This window comes from Pseudomonas sp. B28(2017), from assembly GCF_002113025.1.
Taxonomy (GTDB): Bacteria; Pseudomonadota; Gammaproteobacteria; order Pseudomonadales; family Pseudomonadaceae; genus Aquipseudomonas.
Genome location: NZ_NEJH01000001.1, coordinates 585,660 through 601,932 on the forward strand (window position 1 = coordinate 585,660; position 16,273 = coordinate 601,932).

The 16,273-nt window shown below is 59.9% G+C and carries 14 protein-coding genes; 6 read left to right on the forward strand and 8 right to left on the reverse strand.

Annotated elements, in window-relative coordinates; genetic code table 11:
• Positions 1 to 21: 21 nt before the first annotated feature.
• The 4 genes from CAF65_RS02755 to CAF65_RS02770 form a co-directional block, all read right to left on the reverse strand.
• Positions 22 to 729 (reverse strand): ATPase, encoded by a 708-nt coding sequence (locus CAF65_RS02755; protein ID WP_085714903.1) that lies wholly within the window; start codon positions 727 to 729, stop codon positions 22 to 24.
• Positions 730 to 957: 228 nt separating this feature from the next.
• Complete coding sequence (locus CAF65_RS02760) at positions 958 to 1,368, reverse strand: cupin domain-containing protein (RefSeq protein WP_085714904.1); 411 nt, start codon at positions 1,366 to 1,368, stop codon at positions 958 to 960.
• 108 nt (positions 1,369 to 1,476) lie between these two features.
• Positions 1,477 to 1,770: an antibiotic biosynthesis monooxygenase family protein gene (locus CAF65_RS02765; protein ID WP_085714905.1), complete on the reverse strand. Its 294-nt coding sequence runs from the start codon at positions 1,768 to 1,770 to the stop codon at positions 1,477 to 1,479.
• A gap of 123 nt (positions 1,771 to 1,893) precedes the next feature.
• The gene (locus CAF65_RS02770) at positions 1,894 to 3,327 is read right to left on the reverse strand and encodes a PLP-dependent aminotransferase family protein (RefSeq protein WP_085714906.1); all 1,434 of its coding nucleotides are present in this window, start codon (positions 3,325 to 3,327) and stop codon (positions 1,894 to 1,896) included.
• Between the two features lie 203 nt (positions 3,328 to 3,530).
• Here CAF65_RS02770 and CAF65_RS02775 point away from each other — a divergent pair, with 203 nt between their 5' ends.
• The 6 genes from CAF65_RS02775 (at position 3,531) to CAF65_RS02800 (ending at position 8,757) form a co-directional block, all read left to right on the forward strand.
• Entirely contained in the window at positions 3,531 to 3,971 is a 441-nt protein-coding gene (locus CAF65_RS02775; RefSeq protein ID WP_085714907.1) for a carboxymuconolactone decarboxylase family protein, read from the forward strand.
• 73 nt (positions 3,972 to 4,044) lie between these two features.
• Positions 4,045 to 5,025 carry a LysR family transcriptional regulator gene (locus CAF65_RS02780; RefSeq protein WP_085714908.1) on the forward strand — a complete coding sequence of 327 codons (981 nt, stop codon included), beginning with the start codon at positions 4,045 to 4,047 and terminating at the stop codon, positions 5,023 to 5,025.
• An 84-nt stretch (positions 5,026 to 5,109) separates the two neighbouring features.
• Complete coding sequence (locus CAF65_RS02785) at positions 5,110 to 5,631, forward strand: GNAT family N-acetyltransferase (protein WP_085714909.1); 522 nt, start codon at positions 5,110 to 5,112, stop codon at positions 5,629 to 5,631.
• Between the two features lie 117 nt (positions 5,632 to 5,748).
• Complete coding sequence (locus CAF65_RS02790; protein ID WP_085714910.1) at positions 5,749 to 6,243, forward strand: hypothetical protein; 495 nt, start codon at positions 5,749 to 5,751, stop codon at positions 6,241 to 6,243.
• Between the two features lie 361 nt (positions 6,244 to 6,604).
• On the forward strand, positions 6,605 to 8,278 hold the full coding sequence (locus CAF65_RS02795) for a nitrite/sulfite reductase (RefSeq protein ID WP_085714911.1): 1,674 nt from the start codon (positions 6,605 to 6,607) through the stop codon (positions 8,276 to 8,278).
• Positions 8,275 to 8,757, forward strand: a complete 483-nt coding sequence (locus CAF65_RS02800; RefSeq protein ID WP_085714912.1) for a DUF934 domain-containing protein — start codon at positions 8,275 to 8,277, stop codon at positions 8,755 to 8,757. The genes CAF65_RS02795 and CAF65_RS02800 overlap by 4 nt, the downstream gene beginning before the upstream one ends.
• 49 nt (positions 8,758 to 8,806) lie before the next feature.
• Here CAF65_RS02800 and CAF65_RS02805 read toward each other — a convergent pair whose 3' ends face one another.
• The 4 genes from CAF65_RS02805 to CAF65_RS02820 form a co-directional block, all read right to left on the reverse strand.
• Positions 8,807 to 9,247 carry a hypothetical protein gene (locus CAF65_RS02805; protein ID WP_085714913.1) on the reverse strand — a complete coding sequence of 147 codons (441 nt, stop codon included), beginning with the start codon at positions 9,245 to 9,247 and terminating at the stop codon, positions 8,807 to 8,809.
• Between the two features lie 167 nt (positions 9,248 to 9,414).
• The gene (locus CAF65_RS02810; RefSeq protein ID WP_085714914.1) at positions 9,415 to 11,781 is read right to left on the reverse strand and encodes a tetratricopeptide repeat protein; all 2,367 of its coding nucleotides are present in this window, start codon (positions 11,779 to 11,781) and stop codon (positions 9,415 to 9,417) included.
• A gap of 197 nt (positions 11,782 to 11,978) precedes the next feature.
• Entirely contained in the window at positions 11,979 to 14,492 is a 2,514-nt protein-coding gene (locus CAF65_RS02815) for a fused MFS/spermidine synthase (RefSeq protein WP_085714915.1), read from the reverse strand.
• Between the two features lie 118 nt (positions 14,493 to 14,610).
• Positions 14,611 to 16,188, reverse strand: coding sequence for an arylsulfatase (locus CAF65_RS02820; protein ID WP_085714916.1), 1,578 nt, complete (start codon positions 16,186 to 16,188; stop codon positions 14,611 to 14,613).
• Positions 16,189 to 16,273 lie beyond the last annotated feature (85 nt).

Genomic DNA, 16,273 nt, shown 5'->3' on the forward strand with positions numbered 1-16,273 from the left:
GGGGACATATGTCCCAACCAATTACTTGAAGACTGAAGTTCTTTCAGTGTTCATCGACACGTTACTTGTCGGGCTGGTCAATAAATTACTGAGTGACTGGTCAAACTTTTGCAGCGCCCTGACTTGCACATTCTGCTGTTCGTTAATGTCTGCAACTATCTCTTCGCTGCGTTTAAAGTCCGCCCACACCGGGCTGAGCGCTCGGGCGTCATGCCCTTGTGCGGTACCGATGTAATTGAAGTGGCTGTCATAAAAGTCCGCACTGACATCGGCCTTGATGTCTGAACTGCGCGATGTGATCAATTGACTGCGGGTGTCGACGATGGCGACCACATCCGGCCTGGCTGCCTTGAGGCGTTGCATGTCCGGATACACCGTGACCGAGCCGAACTGGCGTTGCAGCGAGGCCTTGATCCAATCCACGGCAAGGTCCGGGTTGGAGGTGGCGACGTAGGCGTCATGAATCGGCTGCACCAACAGGCTCTGGCCGAAACCGGTGCCGGCGTTGGCCTGGTAGTCCTGTAGATAGGCGCGGTTGGCCTGAGTATTCTGGCTGTAGACAATGCCCAGCGAGACATGACTGCCGTTGGTAATACGGGTGGCACCGCTGCGGCCTACCGGTTCGGTGAAGATACCGTTCAGTGAAGAGACCGCCGTGGGTGCGGTGGGGATCGAGCAGCCGGTTAATACAACAGCCATGGTCAACGTACTGGCGAGCGCAAGTTTCATGGTGTTTCTCCAGTGAAACAAATTCAGTCGGAAGTTGAAGTTGCCGGTGCTGTACCGGCGGTAACTAAAGACTAAACCCTGGATGGTTTATTTAAATAGTCAATGTCCGTACTTGTCCGGAGATAATAGTTTTGTTTGGTTTAAAAGTTTTCGGTTAATTGCGTCGGGAAATAAAAAGGCCCGATTCAATGATTCGGGCCTTTTTATTTATGGATATACCTTCAGCCATCAGTTTTCCAATGGGATCAGCACTTTCTCGTCCGGCGACAGCACCATGAACACCAACAACCTGGCAGGTTTGGTTGCACTGGCATTTTTCGAGACCAGATGCTCCGAGCCAGCAGGCTCGTACCAATACTGACCGGCCTTGTAGGTGACCGCTTTTTCACCTTTTACCTGGGAAGTGATTGCTCCTGAAAGAACGTAGGCCATGGCCGTGCCTTCGTGCTTGTGAGCGATGGACGACTGGCCGGGCTTGTAGTCGACTTCGATCATCAAGGCTTTTTTGCCCGGGACGTTTTTCAACATCTGGTCCTGCAGCACCGTGACCTTTTCCGAGGGGGCGTGGGCAAATGCCGAAGTGGAAGCGGTCAGGGTCAGGGCAACAAGGGAAGCGGCACAGAAGCGCAAAACGTTCATGTTCATTACCTGCGTTGGATGAGTTGTCAGGGACAAATCTAGTCCGCTGCGGGTGACAAACAAACAGCCAATATTCGGGAAGGCCAGGGGACCAATGCAGGAGGGAGTTCAGCGGATCGGAAAGCTGTTGAAGTCGACGGCGTTGGCCAATTGGCAATCGATCAAATCGATGAAGCCTTGAACCTGGGGACTGTTGAAATGCGATCGCATGGCCTCTTCCGACTGCCAGTGGGCGCTGACCGTCCAGCGATTGCTGTCCTCGGGGCAGCGGTCGACCATATAGGACTCGCACCCCGGCAGTTCGCGCAGGGTTTCGACGATCTTTTGCAGTTGCCTGCCCAGTTCGTCGGAGCGGCCGGCAACGGCCTGCACCTTTACGGTATTGATCGCTTTGTTGAACATTGCTCACACTCCTGAATCAGGCCGGACGTATCCTGCTCATTAAGGGATAACGCCTATGCAGGATAGGCCTGCACCCCGGGACCACCAATAGCCAATCGCCGGATAAAGCCGCAGTCCAATCTGTCAGGCAACTTGTTGCAAAATATCCCGCAAACGATCCAGGGCGATGTCGATGTCCAGGGTTTCGATGGCGCCGAAACCCAGAAAAAAACCGGCCTTCGGGGCTTGCTGATAGAAAAAGCTGTCGATGGCATAGAGCCCGACTTCGACTTTTTTCGCCAGTTCGATCACCAATGGAATATCCATCGGCACTTTGCACAACACCACCATGTGAAAACCGGCCATGGTCGGTACCGCTTCAAGCCACGGCGCCAGATCACCGGCCAAGCGTGCCAGGATTCGTTCGCGCCGACCGGCGTAAATCGTGTGGCAGCGCCGGATGTGCTTGAGCAGGCAGCCTTCGGCGATGAACTTGGCCAGTGCCCATTGGGGCAGGGTGGAGGTGTGCAGGTCAGTCAGCTGCTTGGCGCGCACCACCGCATCGAGAATGGCCGGCGGCAGGATCGCGTAGCCCAGCCGCAGTTCCGGCAGCAGGGTTTTCGAGAAGGTCCCGACGTAGGCGACAATCCCGCGCTCATCCATGCTTTGCAGCGAGTCCGTCGGACGCCCTTCGTAGCGGAATTCGCTGTCGTAGTCGTCCTCTATGATGATCGCGCCCAGTTCATGGGCCCTGGCCAGCAGCGCAACGCGGCGCTCCTGGCTCATCGGCATGCCCAGCGGGAATTGGTGGGAAGGGGTGACGTAAATCAGCCGTGTCCCAAGGGGAATCCTGTCCACCTGGATGCCCTCGGCGTCCACCGGCACTCCAATCACCGTGGCACCGTGGGTGCCGAACAACAGGCGTGCCGGCGGATAACCGGGATCTTCCATGGCGACGATGCTGCCCGGGCGGGTCAGCACCCGGGAAATCAGATCCAGGGCCTGCTGTGCGCCGTTGCACACCACCACGTCTTCATCCTGGCAGTTGACCCCGCGAGAGAACGCGATATGCCGGGCGATGGCGTTGCGCAGGGCCGGCAAACCCTCCGGCAGGCTGTAGAAACCCTTGGACGCGGCGATCTGGCGCAAGGCGTGGGAGGTGCAGCGCCGCCAGTCGTCCTGGGGAAACTGGCCCTTGCTGGTGGCGCCACCGATAAAGTCGTAGCGCAGCGAGCCTTCCAGTGTCGGGTGACGCAGAAACACCGGCAGGTTGCGCCAGGATTCGATCACCTCGTAACCGGCCAGCTCCGAAGGGTTCTGCTTGCGCTCGACTTTCGGCACCCGCGCGTTGACGTAGGTGCCTTTGCCTATCACCCCGGTGAGGAAGTTTTCGTAGGTGAGTTGGGCGTAGGTATCGGAAATGGTCTTGCGCGAAATGCCCAGCTGTTCGGCCAGCAAGCGGCTCGGTGGAAGTTGCGTCCCTGCTGCCAGACGACCGGATTCAATGGCGCTGCGCAGTTGGTTGTACAACTGGCCCGCCAGATCCTTGCGGCCGTTGATGACAACATGTAGTTCCATACCGGCAAGGCTCCCTGGTTGAACGAGGCAAAGACTGTGCGCCAGATTACCCGCATGAGCCGTCACGCAGAAGTTGCGTGGCACAAAAACCGCCGATTGGCGTGCTTATCGCTGGTCCACGGATTTTTCGCCGAATTGGATCTGTAACGTTGCTGTGACAACCCCTACCTTGGACAAACCTGTCCGCTCCATGAGGCCGCTCCATGACACTCCGTCTGGATTACTACAGCGCTTCCCCCAAAGCGATGAAAGCCATGATCGCCATGGAGGCCCTGACCAGCAGTTTGAGCATCGAACCGGCGCTGCTGCACCTGATCAAGATTCGTGCTTCGCAGCTTAACGGTTGCGCGTTCTGCACTGACATGCACTCGGTGGATGCAAGGCGTCTGGGCGAAAGCGACCGGCGTCTTTATTCCATTGTGGTCTGGCGCGACAGCAATTTTTTCAATCCGCGGGAAAGAGCCGCATTGGCCTGGACCGAGGCGGTCACCTTGCTCTCCGAAAGCCATGTGCCGGACGATGTCTACCACCAGGCCCGGGAGCAGTTCAGTGAAAGCGAAATGGTCGACTTGACCATCGCCGTCACCACCATCAACAGCTGGAATCGCCTGGCGGTGAGCTTTCGCCAAACGCCCAGCGCCTGAGTCCTTGTCACAGCAGGTTCATGAACAATCCGCAGGATAGAGCGGTCAGTGTCAGATCGACAGGGAGTCCTCGATGTCATTCATGGAAATCAGCGCCCACCAGGGGGCTGTCGAGTATCGCGTAGCCATCGATAAACCCCCGTCCTGGCGTCAGTTGGCAGCGGCTATCGACCCTGAACTGGCGCAGTGTTTCATCGTCAGCGCCCGTTGCGGCTGCTTCATGCAGGCCGCCCGCAGTCTCAACATCAAGGCCACCCGCCTGCGCAGGCAACTGGTATTGCTGGAGACGCAACTCCAGTGCTCACTGTTCAATCATTCAGACAATGGTTTCAGCCTCAGCCGCGATGGCTTACGCCTGCACGCACAATTGATCGCCCTGGCCCATGAGCGCGATTTACCAGTGATCGAACAGCCGTTGATTCGGCTGGCCGTGGCGGATTCGATCCTGCATGACATTCTCGGACGTGACCTGGTGGCACTGCTGCGGCGCAACGCCAGCGTGCGGCTGGACATCATCACGCTCGACAGCGAATTGTCATTGCAAGCGGTCAGCGCCGACGTGGTGGTGTGGCTGGGCGAGACCGGGTCGCCGTCACCGGGACCGAGCTTTGCCACCACGGAACCACGGCTTCTGGCGCGACTGGATTACCTGCCGCACATTGCCAAGCGCTACTCGCGGGTCGCTTCCAGGCCGGAATGCCTGGATGACCTGGCCGATTTTCTCCTGGTGCAATGGCGGCAGGACTGCCAGGTTGAAAGCTTCCGGCCGTGGAATGCATTGGTCGAGCAGCGCCTGGCCGGAGCGGTGCAGCTGCAATCCTACGAGTTGATGCTGGAGATGATCCGTTGCAGTGCCTGCATCGGCCTGCTGCCGCACTACATGAGCCACTTCGACCGCAGCCTGATTGCCTTGCCAGGTCTGTTTGGCCAGCCGATGCAGCGTCAAGTGTGGATGGCGGTCAACGTTCATTCCGAGCACGACGCGCAGGCACGGATGCTCGTCGAGTTGATTGAAAACACCTTCAGCGAGCGCCGGGAGTGGTTCGAAAGCTGAGCGCGATCTCACATTGGTTCTCGCCACACCCAAAGGTAGCGTTATAGAGTGAGCGGCCATGTCTGCTTCAAGGATGATTCACCCATGCCAGCCACTGAACCCGTCATCACGCTCGAGCGCTTCAACGAATCCCACATCGAAGGCATCACGGCGCTGTACAACGCCCCGGAGATCGCCCGGCAGACCCTGCAAATGCCGTTTCAGTCCACCGAGCTCTGGCGCAGTCGCCTGGCGCTGGATAACGAACGCTTGGTGAAAGTGGTGGCCCTGCATCAAGGCACGGTCATCGGCAACATCAGCCTGGAGCAGTTTTCACGCATTCGTCGCACCCATGCCGGCAGTTTCGGCATGGGGGTTGCGGTTGCGTGGCAGGGCAAGGGCGTGGGCTCGAAGCTGCTCGCGACGGCGCTGGATATCGCCGACAACTGGATGAATCTGCAACGCATTGAGCTTTCGGTGTATGCCGACAACGAAGTGGCCATTGCGTTGTATCGCAAGTTCGGCTTCGAAACCGAGGGTCTGTTCCGTGATTACGCCGTGCGCGACGGCGTGCTGGTGGACACCTTGAGCATGGCGCGCCTGCGTCGTCCGCCCAAGGCCGGTTGAGTCACTCGTCCAGGGCGAACGCCGCCGATGTACCTCCCGGCTGTTAGTCGCGCATCGGCATCACGCATCTGCCATGCTCAATGTTCGTAGCACCGCTGCAATCAAAGGAACACCGCAATGGATGACGTACAGCAACTGGGCGAAATGCTTCGCCACTATGCAGAAAGCGAAGCGCACAAGAAGCAAGTGTTTGAGTCGCAGTCGGCCGAATGGGCGACGCGCATCGGTGACCTGTTCGATCAGATCCAGCAGTGGCTGGAGCCAGTGCAGGCACCGAACCTGCTGGAGGTGAGTCGCGAAGCCTATGTCGCCTCGGGCCCGAGCATTCCTGTCGAGACATCGACATTCAAGACCGAGAAGCTGTCCATCGTGATTGTTGGCAAACCGGTGGAGTTCGTGCCGGAAGTGATGGGTGCCGGCGGGCAGATTTCGGTGGCCGTGATGGGCTTTACGGCTGCGCGCTACGGCAGTGTTTCGCTGGTGTGCCGGCCACCTTCCAATGCCTGGCAATGGCGCAAGACCAACGGCTTGAAGGACCCGGACATATTCGTCTTCGATGGGGATTTTTTGGCGCAGCAGTTGCAAAGCCTGATTCCTCGGGAGCGCGGATAGCCCAAACCCCGTGGGAGCGGGCTCGCTCCCGCATTGATGGGGGGTGTTTTCCGAAGATGGCACACAGATATATCCAGTGAGGATCACGTGATTCATGCAAGCGTCCTGAGTCGAAGGACTACTTGGCATGCATAGAGACTTGATAGTCCTCCTGATCCATAAGCTGTAAAAAGCCCGATGCAATCAAAACAGACTCAGGGAAAGTCCATTTATGCGGATCAGACCAGAGTGGGGCCAGAGCCCGACTGGCCATCCTCTGATACGGTTTTTTTCAAGACGGGTGAATCTGTAATGCGGGCCGGCGCAGGTCCATAGTCGCTACCTCGAAAACGAGCCGCACCCATCCTGATGAGGTAGCCAGATGTATCAGTACGACGACTATGACCGGGCGTTGGTGTCCGAGCGGGTTGCGCAGTTTCGCGATCAGGTCGAACGTTTCATGGCCGGTGAGCTGAGTGAGGAAGAATTCCTGCCGTTGCGCTTGCAAAACGGTCTGTACATGCAGAAACACGCCTATATGCTGCGGGTGGCCATTCCCTACGGCACGCTGAGCGCCCGACAGATGCGCACGCTGGCGAGCATCGCTCGGGATTACGACCGCGGCTATGGCCATTTCACCACCCGGCAGAACATGCAGTTCAACTGGATCGAACTGGCCCAGGTGCCAGACATCCTTGAGCGCCTGGCCCAGGTGGAAATGCACGCGATCCAGACCTCTGGCAACTGCGTACGCAACATCACCACCGAAGCCTTTGCCGGGGTCGCCGCCGACGAGATGATCGACCCGCGCCCCTTGGCGGAGATCCTGCGGCAGTGGTCGACCATCAACCCGGAATTCCTGTTCCTGCCCCGCAAGTTCAAGATCGCCATCTGCTCGGCCGAACAGGACCGTGCGGCGATCATGATGCATGACATCGGCCTGTATCTTTATCCCGGCGACAATGGGCAAATGCTCCTGCGGGTGATCGTCGGCGGCGGTCTGGGGCGCACGCCGATCCTCGGCCTGCAGATCCGCGAAGGCTTGCCATGGCAACATTTGTTGTCCTACGTCGAGGCGGTGCTGCGCGTGTACAACCGCCATGGTCGACGTGACAACAAGTACAAGGCGCGGATCAAGATTCTGGTCAAGGCCCTGGGCATCGAAGCGTTCGCCCGGGAAGTGGAGGAGGAGTGGCAGCATCTCAAGGATGGCCCGGCGCAACTGACCGACGCCGAATACGAGCGGGTGGCCAGTGCATTCGTCGTTCCGCAGTACCGCGAGCTGGCGAGCATCCATCTGGATTTCGGCACGCATCTGGCCGAGAACCCGGCATTCGCCCGCTGGGTGCAGCGTAACGTGCAGCCGCACAAAGTACCCGGTTATGCCAGCGTCGTGCTGTCGACCAAGCCCGGCATCGCTGCGCCACCGGGCGATGTGACGGACACGCAGATGGAGGCGGTTGCCGAATGGTCCGAGCGCTTTGGTTTCGGCGAAATCCGCATTGCCCATGAACAGAACATCGTCCTGCCGGACGTGCCCAAGGCCGAGCTTTTCGCGTTATGGCGCCTGGCCTGCGAACACAATCTGGGCAGCGCCAACATCGGTTTGCTGACCGACATCATCGCCTGCCCCGGAGGCGATTTCTGTGCGCTGGCCAATGCCAAGTCGATCCCCATCGCCCAGGCCATTCAAGCCCGCTTCGAAGACCTCGACTACCTGCATGACCTGGGTGACATCAGCCTCAACATTTCCGGCTGCATGAATGCCTGCGGTCATCACCACATCGGCAACATCGGCATCCTGGGCGTCGATAAAAACGGCAGCGAGTGGTACCAGATCACCCTCGGTGGCGCTCAGGGCAAGAATAGTGCACTAGGCAAGGTCATTGGCCCGTCCTTCAGCGCCGCGCAAGTGCCCGAGGTGATCGAGCGCATTGTCGACACCTTCGTACGCTATCGCGAGAGCGAGGAAGTATTGGTCGACACGTTGCAGCGTATCGGTCTGGAGCCGTTCAAGGAGGCGGTTTATCCGCAAGCGGTGGAGGTTTCGGCTTGAACAATCTGATACGACTGGAAAAGGGCGAGGCACGCATCGATGCGGATGATCCGTGGATGCTGGTTCGGGACCTGACACCGCCATCGCCAGTGGGCAAGGCAATCCTGCCGCTGGCCCGCTGGCTGGAAAGTCCACAGCGAAATGCGGTGTGGCTGGGGCCGGATGATGAGGTGGAAACCCTCAAGCCCTGGTTTGATCAATTGCCACTGATTGCTTTGGATTTTCCGAGCTTTCGCGATGGGCGCGGTTATAGCCAGGCGTATCTGCTGCGCACACGACTGGGCTGGACCGGGGAGTTACGCGCCATCGGCGATGTCTTGCGCGATCAGCTCAGCCACATGCGCCAATGTGGTTTCGACAGCTTTGCCGTGCGTGAAGACAAATCCGCAGAAGATGCATTGAAGGGATTGGCGGGGATGAGCGTGTTGTACGGGCGTTCGGTGATTGAGCCGCGGCCGTTGTTTCGTCGGCGGGGCTAGATCATCCGGAAAAGGGCGCATCCCGAACGGCGGAATGCGCCGGGCGCTGTCAGTTGATGCGAACCAGCGTCGCGCGTTGGGTAGGCGACAGCTGATCGATTTCCAGCAGTGTCAGGTTTTTTGGAGCTTCGCCGGCCAACGGACTGCCGAGGTTACCCGCGGCATTTTCGGGAAGTTTGTACATTGCGCCGGTCATTGGATCGACTACCAGCATGCCGATCAACCCGCCAATCAGGATGTTTCCCCAGTACCAGCCGCTCATGCTGGTATCCAGAGTGGTACTGGCGTCGGCATAACCCTCTTTCTTGAAGGTGATGGTGTAGGCCTCACCCTTGAAGTAGCCACGACCGGAAGGCTGTGTCACGGTATTGGGCGTGGAGCCATTATGCACGACGACACCGGCTTTGTTGTTAATGGTGAAATTGGTGCCGCTAGGCGTGCTCGATACGTTCGCCGGGTCTTTGCCGTCATTGGCCGAGGCGTGCTTCATGTCGCCTCGAAATGTAATGGTGGAGAGGTTTTTCAAGCGCCGCGAACCTTATCGCTAGTGGCGTAGTGATATCGCTAAGAATTTAAGGGGTTCGCTTTGTTTGCTGACCGATTCAGGGCAAACGGGGAAGGGACATGCCCGCGAAGGGACATGCCGTTCATCCCCGATCATTTCAACGCCGGGTCCCCCATGTTCATTTTTTTCCAGCCCTGCAACAGCACTTGCGCCTTGGGCTCCTGGCCGTTGTTCAGGTAATACTGGATCAGCGACAGCCGTGCATTGCGGTTGGCCGGTTGCTCTTTCAACAGCCGTTCAAGTTCTGCGCACGCCTCGTCAATCTTGCCGCTGTCATGCAGGGCCACCGCCAGTACATAGCCGAACTGTCCGCTCTGTGGTTCCAGTTGCGCGGCTTTGTGCAGGTATGGCATGGCTTGAGCGGTTTGGCCCGCACGAATCAGCGCCAGGCCCTGGGTGTGTTGCAGCAGACCTGAATCGGGGTGGTCCTTGAGGCTTTGCGCCAACAGGGCATGGCCCTCCTGGCTGCGACCGTTGGCCTCCAGCCATTGCACCAGGGTGACCAGCGCCGGGAAGAAATCCGGATCGCGTTGCAGGGCTGTGCGCAGGAATCCTTCGACTTCGGCGTTGCGGCCGCTGGCCTGATACAGCATCGCCAGATTCAGGTTCGCTTCGGCGCGTTCGAGCAGATTTTTCTGTACGGTCTCGTATTCGCCGATGGCAGCATTCCAGCTGTCCTGAGCCGTGCCCAGGCCGTTGCGCGCCACACTGAGCAGGTCCCGGGCGGCGGCGATGCGCACGGCTCTCACCGGGTCATTCAACAACGGCGTCAGCAGCGGCGCACGCTCGGGTGGCGGCAGGAATGCGCTGAGCGCGCGTATGGCGCTCTCACGCACTTGAGGCGCCGGGTTGTTCAGGTCCCTGGTGGCCAGTTTCAACGCTTGTTCGCTCGGATACAGCGACAATTCGCCGAGCAGTGTCGCGCGCTGGATCACCGGCAGATTGCTGCGTTGCAGTTGCTCGAACAACGCCTGCGCTGCACCCGGTTGACCACTGCGAATCAGCCACAGGCTCTCGTCATAGCGAGGGGCTTGCACCGCGCTGGCGTTGGCGGTGTTCCACAGCTTGAACTGCTCGGTGACCTTGTCTCCGGCCTTGCCCTGGTGGCAGGTCAGGCAGGCATCAGGTGTCCCCAGCTTTTTCGCCCGCTCGGGGTTGGGAATGCTGAAGCTGTGGTCATGCCGCCAGTCGTTGCCCATGTAGAACTTGCCGGGCATGTGGCAATCCACGCACTGCGAACCCGGTTGGCCCATGGTGTGGCGGGTGTGTTCGATGGAGTCGTAGTTCTTCGCTAGTAGCCCCTTGCCGTCGACGCCTTCCACGGTGGTTTTGCCGGCGGTGTTATGGCATTGCAGGCACAGACCATTGCCCGGCGCCTTTGGCTGAGTGCTGTGCGGGTTGTGGCAGTTGCTGCAACGCACGCCCTTGTCGAACATTTTGCTCTGGGCGAAGGACCCGTGTTCGAACACTTCGTCCTTGATCTTGCCGTCCAGGGCGTACAGCTCACGGGTCAGGGTGCTTGGCAGGTAATCATCCATCAGGCGCTTGCCGACCGTGAAGCCATCCCCCAGCGGCGCGCGGCGCGAGTGGCAGCGGGCGCAGGTTTCGATTTCGACGGTGGCGTTCCTGTCCTTGAGGTCGACGGCAAAACCGGCATGGATCAGATCGCCTTTCTTCGCTGTCCATTGCAGATGATTGGAGGCCGGACCGTGGCAGGCCTGGCACCCGACACCGAGGCTGTTCCACTGACTGTCGAAGGTGTTATTCGCCGTATCGAAATTGCGCTTGTAGCCGGTGGTGTGGCACTCGACGCACATGAAGTTGGCGTTCTGGCTCGGTCTGCTCCAGTGCAGCGGGTCCTTGAAGGTCACGCCCTGACCCGGATAGAGGTGAAACCAGCGCTGCTTCTCGGTATCCCAGGCCACGCCCAGGGCTTGCAATCGACCGTCACCAACCTCGATCAGGTATTGCTGCAAGGGGGCGATGCCAAAGGCATAGGCCACCTTGAAGTCGGCGTTCTTGCCGTCGGCGCCGGGGGTATTGACCCAGAATTCGTCGCCTTTGCGCGAAAATACCGTGGTCTCTTTTTCGGCCTTGAAGGTGACATTGTTGAAGTCGCCAAGCAGGGTGTCGGCGTTGGCTTCCTGCATCGCCAACTGGTGATGGGAGCCTTGCCAGTCCTTGACCTGCGCGCTGTGGCAACCCTGACACTGTTGCTCGTTGACCATTTTCGCCGGAGTCACGGCAACCGGTTGAAGTTGTGACCTGACGGGTTGAGCGACCGGTGTTTTCGCCTGCGCATAGGACACGGGGACCGGTTTGCTGCTGAACAGGAACCAGCCGATGCCCACGACGGCCAGTAGCAGGATGCCGATGGTGACGGGGAACAGGTAACGGTTGATCAGGGTCGGTTGCGAATCAGGGGTCGGGTTCAACGCTTTATTTTTATGTTTCGGCATTGCGACGTCCGTAGTCCAGGTGCGTTTGCCGTCAGGCGTGCGTTCCAGCTCGATGTAGCTTTGCCGGATGGCTGGTGTGTGTCAAATGACATTGCTTTGAGGCTGATGGCCCCTTCGCGAGCAGGCTCGCTCCCACAGGAAAACATTCACCCCTGTGGGAGCGAGCCTGCTCGCGAAGGCGGCGCCACGGCGCCACATCACTCCCCGCCAAACCACCGGAAGTACGGATTCCCGCCATCCCCGCGCATCACCTCGCGCATGTCCCTGGCCCAGGCATCCCGGTCACCGTCATAGGCATGCAGGCTCGCCCGATAGAACTGCATCAGGCGTTGTTGCTGGGTGTTCATGCGCTCGATGAACCCGGCGTCGGCGTTCAGCAGTGCTGGCGGCTGGTGCAAGTCGAGCAGGGCCGGCAGCACCCGGGTGATCTCCCTGGCCCGCACCCAGGGTGCGTATTCGATCCGCGGTTGATCGTCAGTCACCGGTTGAGCGTCTGCGGCGAAGCGTTCCAGGCCGTTGCGATCGGTTACCCAGGTCGCGAGCAACGCAGCGGCCGAGCCAATGCCGACATCCTGCAAGGTGCTGCGAACCGTGTCCTGCTGGAAGCGTTGGCTGATTTTTGCCGCATCCAGTTCGATCGGCTCAAGCGAGCCCACCAGCAGCATCTCGTGGAACTCACTGGTCCACACGCTGGCGTAGGGGAAGGCGTCGAGAAAACTGCGCACCAGTGAGCGTGAATCGTCGATGTTCTGCGTGGGCAGCGGCAGCCACTGGGCGACCAGGCCCTGTTTCTGCAAACGGCTGGCAGCCAATTGGTAGAAGTCCCGGGAATACAGATTGACCACGCCGGCAGCGGAGGGCGGCGGCGGTTCGAGGGTGATCAGGTCGTAGTGTTGCGGGTTGCGCAGCAGTTCCTGGCGACCATCGCGCAGACGTACGTCTATGCCGGGATCGGCGGCGGCATTGAAGTTGCCCTTGAACAGCGGCGCGGCCTTGACCACCGAGGGCAGCAGTTCGGCGACGACACGATGTTCCAGGCCCGGGTAGCGGGTCAGGGCGCCGGCAGTGATGCCGGTGCCAAAACCGATCACCAGCGCCGAGCGCGGTTCACCGTTGTGTATCAACAGCGGCAGGAGCGCTTGAATCCGCATGTAGCGCAGGGAAGGCATGGCGTCGCCGGTATTCGATACGCCCTGAATGTACAAGCGCTGGAACGCCTTCTGCCCCTTGCCTTGGGTGACCACGGCGACGGTGCCGCCGCGTCCTTCCTCGTAGAAGGCCAAGGTGCCATTGCGGGCGCCGGGCAGCAGGCTGGCGAGTTTGTTCACCGGCGTCAGCAGTGCCACGGCCACCGACAGCAGGCCGACCGCGATGACGCCCTGACGGCGTCCTTTTTTGACCCCATGGCCTTTGCGCACCGCCAGGCAGCCAATCCCGGCAGCGATGATCGCCAGCAGCCCCAATGTCCGCACCAGCCCCAGCAGCGGGATGAGCACGAAGCCGCAGAGCATCACGCCAATGATCCCGCCCAGGGTATTGAACGCGACGACTTCACCCACATTGCGCCCCACATGGTCACGACCGACGCTCAAGCGCAGGGCCACGGGAAACGCCGCGCCAAGCAGCACGGTCGGCACAAACACGATGCTCAATGCCGCCACCGCGAAGCGTGCAGTCATGCCGGGCAACTCACTGGCACCCAGCGACAGCACCCATGCTTCGACCACGCTTTGGGCGGACACCAGCCAGCGCCCGAGCAAGGCGATTTCAAGCAGGGCGATCAAACCGGCACCGGCAATCAGCAGACCGAAAACGCCCCAGGGATCGCGCAGGCGATCGACCCGTCGGGCGAGCAGGGCACTGCCGAGGAACAGCCCGGTGAGATACGTCGCCAGCACCACGGCGAAGGCATAGGTGCGGGTGCTCATGAACTGCACGATCGATTGCGACCAGACCACTTCGTAACCGAGGGCCACGCCACCGGCAATCGAATACAGCCACAGCGCCAGGCGATCCGGTGCCTTGTCGGCGTGGTGTCTGACCGGTGCATTGGTCGCTGGCGAGTGGTGACGCTGGAGCCACAAGGCGCCAGCGGCGGCCAGCAAGTTGAGCATGGCTGCGGCCAGGGCACTGCCGCGCACACCGAGGGTGGCGATCAGCACGAAACCGGCCAGCAGAGTACCGGCGATGGCCCCGGCGGTGTTCGCGGCGTACAGGTGTCCTCCGGCCTTGCCAAGGTGTTGCGGGTCAGTGGCCAGGGAGCGAACCAGCACTGGCAGGGTGCCGCCCATCAGCAGTGCCGGGAGGCCGACCAGGGTGAATGGCAACACCCAGGCCAGCAGCCCGATCTGTTGTTCCAGCCAGGCAAACGGGCCGGCCGCCAGGCTCATGGCGAAAGTCGCGCCAACCCCCAGCACCGCTACCAGCACTTCCAGCCCGGCATACAGCAGCACCGGGTGCTGCAAGCGATCCGCCCAACGACCGAAGAGCAATCCACCCAGGGCCAGCCCGGCAAAAAACGCGCTGATGCCGGTAGTGATGGCGTACACCTCGACACCCACTACCAGCGAGAGCTGCTTGATCCACAGCACCTGATACACCAGCGCCGCGGCACCGGAAATGAACAGCAGCAGGGCGGGGATCAATAGCGCCGGAGAGGCGACGTGGTGGACAGGTATGGCCGACGACTTGCTGGCGACACGTGAGGTCATTGCGGGTTGCCTTGTTCCGGTTCAAAAGACATTTGAGATTGCCCGCGATTGAGGTCGACGCAATCTCAAGTCAAAAAAGGGCCGCTCGCCCATGCAGGCGAGCGGCGGTCAAGCGGTGTTACTTGCTGTTGGCCTTCATTTTCTCTTCGATTTTCTGGTCTACAGCCTCACGGATCTGGTCGATGCTGAAGCTGGCCGGCTTCTGACTAGGCGGGTAATCGACGAAGGTCTGCAGGAACGCTGCCGATCTACGGATGGCGTCAAACAGCAGATAGTCGTTTTTGGTCAGCCAGTCATAGTACTGATCAGACACGACATCGGCACGTTCGTAGGGGTCCATGCGCAGGTTGAAGAGCTTAGGCACACGCAGGCAGGTAAAGGGTTCGCTCCATACCTTCAGGCCACCGGGTGCACGCTGCTCACAGAAAACGACTTTCCAGTCGTTGTAACGCATGCTCACCAGCACACCGTCATCGTTGAAGTAGTAGAACTCGGTACGCGCGCTCTTGTCGGTCTTGCCGGTCAGATAATCCAACTGGTTGAAACCGTCCAGGTGCACCTTGAAGGTCTTGCCGCCAACGTCAGCGCCCTTGAGCAGGCGCTCCTTGATATCGGTATCGCCGACAGCCGCCAGCAAGGTCGGGAACCAGTCCATTCCGGAGAACATCTGGGTCGACACTTCACCGGGTTTGACGTGGCCAGGCCAGCGAATCATCGCCGGAACCCGGTAAGCCCCTTCCCAGTTCGAGTTTTTCTCGTTACGGAACGGCGTGGTCGCCGCATCCGGCCAGGACCATTGGTTAGGACCGTTGTCGGTGGTATAGACCACAATGGTGTTGTCGGTGATCTTCAGGTCATCCAGCGTCTTGAGCAACTTGCCGACGTCGCCGTCATGCTCGAGCATGCCGTCGGCGTAGTCGTTGCCGGGCATGCCACTCTGACCCTGCATGGATTCACGCACATGCGTGAAGGCATGCATGCGAGTGGTGTTCATCCAGACGAAGAACGGTTTGTCCGCCTTGGCCTGTTTCTCGATGAACGCCTGGGCGGCCGCAGTGGTCTCGTCGTCGATGGTTTCCATGCGTTTTTTGGTCAACGCACCGGTGTCTTCGATTTTGCCGTCGGCGAAACTGTGGATCACGCCGCGTGGAGAAGCCGCTTTGACGAACGCGGTATCGTCCTTCGGCCAGTACGGGCGTTCCGGCTCTTCCTCGGCATTGAGGTGGTAGAGGTTGCCGAAGAACTCATCGAATCCATGGTTGGTGGGCAGGTATTCGTCTTTGTCGCCCAGGTGGTTCTTACCGAACTGACCGGTGGCGTAACCCTTGGCCTTGAGCGCCTGGGCGATGGTCACGTCCCGGGCCTGCAAGCCGACCGGCACGCCCGGCATGCCGACTTTGGACAGGCCGGTACGCAGTGCGGACTGCCCGGTGATGAAGGTCGAGCGCCCGGCGGTGCAGCTGTTCTCCGCATAGTAGTCGGTGAACATCATGCCTTCCTTGGCGATGCGGTCGATGTTCGGCGTCTTGTAGCCGACCACGCCCATGGAGTAGGCACTGATGTTGGTCTGGCCAATGTCGTCGCCGAAGATTACGAGGATATTGGGTTTATCGGCGGCCCCGGCAGTTGCCGAGAACGCCATCACCGAAGCCGCCAGCAGGGCCGCCTTCGGTAACCATTTGCGTATGCCAGTCATATGACTTGCTCCTTTCGCTGCTTTTGCTCAATTGCATGCGTCGCGTAGTGCGACTACGGTTCGTTGCAGTCCTGCTTTACGCTGT